The sequence below is a fragment of the Natranaeroarchaeum aerophilus genome (assembly GCF_023638055.1).
GTDB lineage: Archaea > Halobacteriota > Halobacteria > Halobacteriales > Natronoarchaeaceae > Natranaeroarchaeum > Natranaeroarchaeum aerophilum.
In genome coordinates this window covers 21,802-29,188 of sequence record NZ_JAKRVY010000015.1, presented here as the reverse complement: position 1 = coordinate 29,188, position 7,387 = coordinate 21,802, and the positions used below count along the sequence as shown (strand labels likewise).

Below are 7,387 nucleotides of genomic sequence, written 5' to 3'. Positions count from 1 at the left end.
AACTCCTTTGATTTACTGACTCGTTCCGCCGCTATCTAGTGATTCAACGCAGCCGTACAAATCGATGTTATCGGTCTTTGAATTCCACTGTGTGACCATTGTTCCGGAGTGCTTCAACAAGGTCATCGTCGGGTCTGATTTTGAACTCTTTGAACGAGTTGTCCGGGATTTCTGTTGAATACAGCTCTGAGTCGATATTCTCTGGAATCTCATTCTGATGGGTATCCTCTTGAACGACAACCAGTTGACTGGGAACTTGTTTGGAGATGTTACTTTCCGTCATCTGAATATATTCTATTTAAACTATTGGATTATCTGCCTTCCGATTCCTATTTCCGTTGAGATGGCTATTTACTGAGATTGATCTCCGTGAAGGGAATCTTGTAGTGACTGGAGAAGTTCTTCCTTGTTCATAATCCGGCACACTTCGGATTAGTGGCCTAAGCCAGTAAATTGAGGGCGCTCATGCGTAGCACATTGTTGATGGAGTGCCCTCTTGCGATTTAGCTATTGTGCCACCGGTACTCGAACGGGTCGCTGAACTGGTCTACGTAGTCATCTCTGCTTGGTGCGCGAGCAACCGAGTCGGATCAACAATCTCCTACAGAAGAGCGATTGAGGGAATGATGGTTATGCGACTCTATAAAATCCATATAAGTTGTCACAACCCGAGTGCTAAATATGAAGGATGAAGCTATCAGTTCGTCGGTATTGGTTTCGAATGTCTTTAGATGAACCAATTAATTAGTATCTCTGCGTATTGAGCAGGGTAGGTAGAGCCCGAACAACTGTTATCATGTAGTGATCTCTATTTCCTGTATGGATAGAGAACGTGACTCACATCAGCGCGAACTCCTTGAACATATCCTCCTTCCGGTCGCACATGAGGAGGATGCTCGAAAGACAGTAGAATTACTTGAGCCGTATAATCCTGAACAGGTGACGGCACTTCATGTTGTTGAGAAGGGAAGGGGAGTGCCGGATAAAACACCCGTCGAGCAATCCGAAGACTTGGCTGAGGAATCGTACGCCGCCGTTCGCAGAGTTTTCCCAGACGCAGACGAGCATACGGCCTACGCCCGAGATGTTGTCGGGGCAATCTTTGACGCTGCCGAAGAGCTCAACGCAAGTGCCATCGCATACAGGCCGCGCGATGGGAACCGAATCATGCAGTTTCTCTCCGGCGACCTCTCACTCAAGCTCGTAACAAAATCCGAACGTCCAGTCATTGTACTCCCGCAGACTGAGACAGACGCATAGATTATACATTCGAGTCGGTGGGCAATTAGAAGGTGTAACAAGCAATTTCAGTAGACTCACAAGTAGGGCATTCCGTCGCTTCTGGTGAGAGTGTTGTCCCACAGTCTCGGCATTCATACATGGCACAATTAATGCCATCTCCTGACCGGCGTAGAACTTCGAGTAATCCCATATGAATCAACGCTACTACCGGACAATTCATTAACTTTTCTTGGCTTTGGTGAATCACTAGACTGCGTCCGAATTGGGGTCTAAAGCGACGAGCAATCGCGGCGAGAATGTCTCTATATTCGTTCTCAACGTGGCTATCTCCGCAAGACCTTCGATTGATCCTTGACAAAGGAGGTTACAACGAACGCTCAACAGCTGTACCCCAACGCCCCATAACGATTCACCAGAGCCCTTTTCTTAGAATTCCACCCCCGATATAACTGGATTGTCTGTTGCCCGCATCGTCTGTTCTGAGCGATCTGTGCCTCAACTCCATATCCTGAGTAGTCATCTTTTTCGATACCGTTTTTGACGCTCGTTTTCGAGTAGATGTTGAGTTCCCCAGATTGCCCAGATTAACAAAATCACAGAAATAACAAGTATTCCGAGTCGAACTAATGAAGTATTGTATACTCTAGAGACTAATAAGGATACACTCATCCAACCAATCACAACAAACAGAATTTGATTCGGTGAGCTTGGTCGGAGTCTCTCTCTCAATTTCATCATCCTTCCAGAATAGATCGTAGGTTTTCTCCGAGTGCTTCCCGGAGCGTTCGCGGTGATCGATCTGCATCACGAGAAATAAGTACTGTTCCATCACTCTCTTCGACAATCGTCTGTGGAATCGATCCGTACAAGGTTTGAGCCACGAAACTTTGTCCAGTTGCTCCTACGCTCACCGTATCGTACTTACCTACAGACTCGATTAGGGTCTCTCGAACGGTTTCACTCACGATGACTTGCGAGTCGTATTCGGTTTCTTCAAGTTCTGCTTTCACAGCGACTTCCGAGATTGCGGCCTCACCTTTGGATGTCGGACTTTCTCGTTCGTCGAGATCATCTTCTGTAGGGGAGTCGTTGTCCGCTGGGGATTGGACATTCAGCAACGTCAGTGACGCGTTCTCAAACGTACGAGTGAGTTCACCAGCACGGCGAGCCGCAACTGGGGCGTTCGGCCCCCCACCAGCTAGCGCGACGATTCTCCCCGGCGACGGACGCGGGTTCGTCACGAGGGTCACTTCACACGGCGCTCTCTCGATTACAGGGTCAAGAGTCGTTCCGAAGATCGCATCACGACGACGAGACGACCCGCCCCATCCCATTAATACATGGTCTGCGTTTTCCTCTTTGATTACCGAGAGGAGCGCACTGCCAGCATTCCGACCGACTATCGCCCGCGTTCGGAGGGGAATATCTAGCGTTTCAGCGGTTTCCTTAGCATTCTCAAGTAAGTCTTGCTGGATATTGACACGTTCTTCTTCGAGTTCGATCTGTTCAGGGGACATCTGCGGTGGCACCTCAATCACGTTAACGGCAATGAGTTCTGTCGGCCCCTCGTGGCTGTACGCACTGGCTGCGGCGTACCGTATCAGCGTTTGCTCAGTCGTAGGGTTTGCAATCGGAACAACCACTCGATAAACCTCGTTTTCGGACACAGCTTCCTTAGTGGGCGCAACCGCTTCGCCGACAAGTGTTGTCGAAATTGCCTTTTGCCGGGCATAGTATGCCCACCACCCGATAGAGAGCAGAATAATTCCGATACCGATAGCCTGGACAACAGAGAGGAGTGTCACTCCACTCACCGTAACGAGCGGTGTGTCTCCCATCTGGACGAGTACCACCACACAGCCAAAGAATCCGACGATGGGAATCGCCGGATACCCCCACGATGGAATGCGGAAATCCGGATCGTAGTTCTCGGGTTCAGCCCGACGCAGTACGACTACTGCGATGTGGACCAGCGCGTACGTCACAAGGAACATAAATGCGGCAACGTCAGCCAACGTATCGATTGGGAGCGGACTGGCTATCAATGCCAGGATCACACCACCGGTAGCCAGGATTGCACGGTACGGCGTTCGATACTTGCTGTGAATCTGGTTGAGCCAATCCGCGAGGATCTTGTCCCGCCCCATTGCGAAGTTGACTCTCGCCGCCGAGAGGATCGATGCATTCGCCGACGAAATCGTTGCGAGGACTGCACCGATAATCATGATTCCCCCGCCAATAACGGAGAACTGGATGGTGAAGCCACCTATCGTGACTGCTCCAAGGGCCCCGGCGGTTGCCCGAGCAACGTCGGCCACAGGCACGTCTGAGGCTGCAAGTTCGGGAACCGGCAGAACGCCTGTACTGACGAGCATCACGAGGACGTAGAGAAGCGTCGGCGTGACGACTGCTGCAACCATTGCCAGTGGGAGATTCCGACCTGGTTGTTTGATTTCCTCGGCACTAGTTGCGATCACTTCGAACCCGATGAACGTCACGAAGACCGTCCCTGCAGTGACACCGACAGCGGGCCAGCCCTGCCCAGCTGTAAAGGGCTGCAACAAGTCCGGATCGACTTGTGGGAGACCGACAGCGATGAAGACAAGGATCAACCCGACGAGCGAGATGACGATAATATTCTGGAACGAACCTGTTTCTTTGACACCTCGATAATTGAGCAATGTGAGCAATGCTGCCATCACCAGTGCCGCTGCGACAACGCCGATTGCAGTGGAGGGTTGATCAAGCAAGTACTGGCCGAACCCGAGCATATAGAATGCAGTTGCGAACATCAGTCCAGCCCACATTCCCCAACCAACAATTGTTCCGAAAAAACTCCCGAGTGCGTGGTTGATGTAATAATAACTGCCACCAGCTTTTGGCATTCCAGTCGCTAGTTCGGAGAGGGAGAGCGCGGCGAGCAGGGCTACGACGCCACCGATGGTGAACGAAACCATACTTGCTGGACCCGCAGCTTCGGCAACGATGCCAGGGAGTACAAATATTCCTGCACCGATCATCGTCCCCAGCCCTAGCGTGTACGCTTCGAGAAACCCGAGATCGCGGGCGAGTTCTTGCTCGCTCATGTGTCAAAATCTGCTCCGTTTCTGTATGTTTCTTCTGAACCCCTAATTACAGAGGGGTATATTACGGCATCCGTAGCTAGATTCATACTTCCTAATCGGGACGAGCAGCTAATTAATATTACTGGTTGTATTTCGGTTGTAGAATTAAAAGAGTCTATGGGATACAACTGCAGGGCTGCCCAATATACTCGATAAGCAATACACAGGGGCAAAAATTTCTTGTTGAGAAAATAGATAGGATTATATTGCTCAAAGAGCAATGGTGATTGTGAAACGAAGTATGATAGCACTGAAACCGAGATCGTATGATCCCAGAATCCCACCGAGGATACCAGAGAGAGGGGATCAGCTATGACCGATCCGTTGTTACGTCGGGTGATCGTTCCAATCGCAAACAAAGAGGATACGAAAGCAACGTGTGCTGCCTTGCGTCCACATCTTGATGACTCGGTGGACCTGGTGAATGTCCTCTACGTAATTGAGCAGACAGAGGGATATATGGATCCGGCATCACCAGAGGCACTGAAGCAAGAGGCTGGTAACTGGTTCGAGAGTGCTGAAACGACACTGGATACAGGAGACGCGTTCGAGACGGAACTTCGTGCTGGTTCCGATATAGTCGCTGAAATCGTCGCTAGTGCAACCGAACACGATGCCACCGCAATCGTCTTCAAACCTCGGCAGTCGTCTGGGTTGCTTTCCCAACTATTCTCACGTGATTTGAAGGACAAATTGCTTTCAGAGAGTCCATGTCCGGTGGTTTCGCTTCCTGATACTGACGGAGACAATCTAACAGAGGTGTCGAAGTAATGTACCTGATAATCGTGGGAGCGGGAAAAATCGGGTCGAACCTCATCGAAATGGCGACGGGTGACGGTAACGACGTTGTCGTTGTCGAACAGGACGAGGAAGTCGCAAACGAGATCTCCAGTACGTACGATTGTCTCGTGCTCAACGCTGACGCGACCGACAATACCATCCTGGAAGACGCAGGTATTGACCGTGCAGATGCGATCATCAGCACCACGAACATCGATGCGGTAAACACGATGGTGATGCTGCTCGCCCGTGAGTACGATGTTCCATCACTCATCAGTGTGGTCCACGATCCTGCCCACATCCCGATCTTCGAAAAGATCGGCGTCAACATCGTCGAAAACCCACAGCAACTGATCGCGGATCATCTGTATCACTCGGTTCGCTACCCCGGTATCAAGGACTTCATGACACTGAGTGAAAATTCCGAATTTATCGAAATCGAACCAGCGGACGGATCTGTAATCACTCAACACCCTCTCTCGGAAGCCAGGGCAGAGGGCCTTCTCCCAGAGGATGTCCTCGTTGCTGCAATTAAACGTGGCGAGGATGTGTTGACTCCAAAAGGGGACACTGTCCTCTCGTCAGGCGATCTCGTGACGGTACTGGTCAACGATACGTCTGTTGATGAGGTTCTCTCCACGTTCGGCCACGGTTCAAATGGCAGTTAATCGAATACAATGAGTACTCTTCCGACTGTCGCACGTGACGTGGGGCGGATTCTCCAGGTCGTCTCGCTTATGCTCGTCGTTTCCATAGTCGTCGCAGGGGTGAACGCCGAATTTTATGCGATGCCTGCCTTCGCCATCTCCGCAGTCATCATGGGTGGCGTGGGAACAGTGTTGGCTCGCTGGTTCCGTGACGCTCCCTCACCTGGAAAGGTCGAAGCAATGATCACGGCCGCCAGCGCGTGGGGCGTACTCGCATTTTTAGGTTCGTTGCCGTTTTTATTAATTGCCTGGGCAATCTACATCAATCCCTACCCAGTCTGGATGAACACACCAGCCGTTGATTCAACGACAGACGTGTTCCGGGACCCGCTCAACGGGATCTTCGAGAGCATCAGTGGGTACACCAGCACCGGGCTAACAATGGCCAGTGTCGAGGATGACCTACCGCGGTCGCTCCACTGGTGGCGCTCCTTCACCGAGTGGGTCGGTGGCGTCGGAGTCATTGTGTTGACGGTCGCCATCCTCGCACGGCCGGGGAGTGGATCGCTGACGCTGTTCGAATCCGAAGCCCGAGAAAAGAAAAGCAAGGTCATGCCAAGCGTGGTATCGACAGTCAAGGAGATCTGGAAGATCTACCTTGGATTGACGATCGCCGCGATCACACTGTTGCTTATAGTGGGGATGCCTCTGTGGCCGGCGATCAACCATGCCATGACTGGAATCGCTACTGGTGGATTCTCCGTCCACGGGGCGTCGATTGGCGAGTATGGCGCGATCATTCAGTACGCCGTTGTACCGATCATGGTTGCGGGAAGTATCGCGTTCCCGATCCACTACCTGATTCTGAAAGGGGAGATCGAGAACTTCTATAAGGATCTCCAGACCCGATGGATCTTCATCTGGTTCACCGTCGGTTCACTGGCACTGACTGCGTTACTGCTCACAGGTGGCGACGCGTCCGGACAGTTCACGACGCTTGAAGAGCACTTTCGAGCGGGGCTGTTCCAGTTCGTCTCCGCGACTTCGAACACCGGGTTCGGAACGGCAGCCATCGGCGGCGGAACCGAACGAGCGATGTCCGCCGGTGCCACCTTCCTCATCTGTCTGGGGATGTTGACCGGTGCTGCTGCCGGTTCAACTGTGGGTGGGCTCAAATTGATCCGTGTTGCGACGCTGCTGAAAGGGACGCTCTGGCAGATTCGCGGAGTCTTTGCACCTGACAGTGCAGTTCGGCAGTTGAAACTCGGTGAGCGGACACTCGACGAACAGCAGGCCGAACGGGAATACACCGAAGCGACAGTCGTGTTTGTCCTTTGGATCGTCTTCCTCATCATTGGGGTTGCGGTTATGCTGTGGGCGCTATCGCCGGAATACCCGGTTGAGTACGTCATCTTTGATGTGATGAGCGCACAGAGTAACGTCGGCCTCGATGCTGGGATTACTGGCCCTGATATGCCGGACGTGACGAAATGGATGCTGATACTCAATATGTGGGTCGGACGGCTGGAGATAATTCCAGTTGCAGTCCTTATTGGTGCTGTCCTCAAGCGGTTCGATCTGTACACCTAACAA

5 protein-coding genes are annotated in these 7,387 nt (G+C 51.9%); 4 read left to right on the top strand and 1 reads right to left on the bottom strand.

Going from position 1 to position 7,387, the window contains the following annotated elements:
* The first annotated feature begins 819 nt into the window (after positions 1 to 819).
* Entirely contained in the window at positions 820 to 1,260 is a 441-nt protein-coding gene (locus AArcSt11_RS16255; RefSeq protein WP_250598656.1) for a universal stress protein, read from the top strand.
* A gap of 716 nt (positions 1,261 to 1,976) precedes the next feature.
* Here AArcSt11_RS16255 and AArcSt11_RS16250 read toward each other — a convergent pair.
* Complete coding sequence (locus tag AArcSt11_RS16250; RefSeq protein ID WP_250598655.1) at positions 1,977 to 4,328, bottom strand: amino acid permease; 2,352 nt, start codon at positions 4,326 to 4,328, stop codon at positions 1,977 to 1,979.
* Positions 4,329 to 4,679: 351 nt separating this feature from the next.
* On the opposite strand from AArcSt11_RS16250, the gene AArcSt11_RS16245 reads away from it, so the two are divergent.
* Genes AArcSt11_RS16245 through AArcSt11_RS16235 form a run of 3 tightly spaced genes read left to right on the top strand, consistent with a single transcriptional unit; the run spans position 4,680 to position 7,384 of the window.
* The gene (locus AArcSt11_RS16245; RefSeq protein WP_250598654.1) at positions 4,680 to 5,138 is read left to right on the top strand and encodes a universal stress protein; all 459 of its coding nucleotides are present in this window, start codon (positions 4,680 to 4,682) and stop codon (positions 5,136 to 5,138) included.
* The gene (locus tag AArcSt11_RS16240) at positions 5,138 to 5,815 is read left to right on the top strand and encodes a potassium channel family protein (RefSeq protein ID WP_250598653.1); all 678 of its coding nucleotides are present in this window, start codon (positions 5,138 to 5,140) and stop codon (positions 5,813 to 5,815) included. Before AArcSt11_RS16245 ends, AArcSt11_RS16240 begins: the two co-directional genes overlap by 1 nt.
* Before the next feature lie 9 nt (positions 5,816 to 5,824).
* Positions 5,825 to 7,384 (top strand): TrkH family potassium uptake protein, encoded by a 1,560-nt coding sequence (locus AArcSt11_RS16235; protein WP_250598652.1) that lies wholly within the window; start codon positions 5,825 to 5,827, stop codon positions 7,382 to 7,384.
* The last annotated feature ends 3 nt before the right edge of the window (positions 7,385 to 7,387 follow it).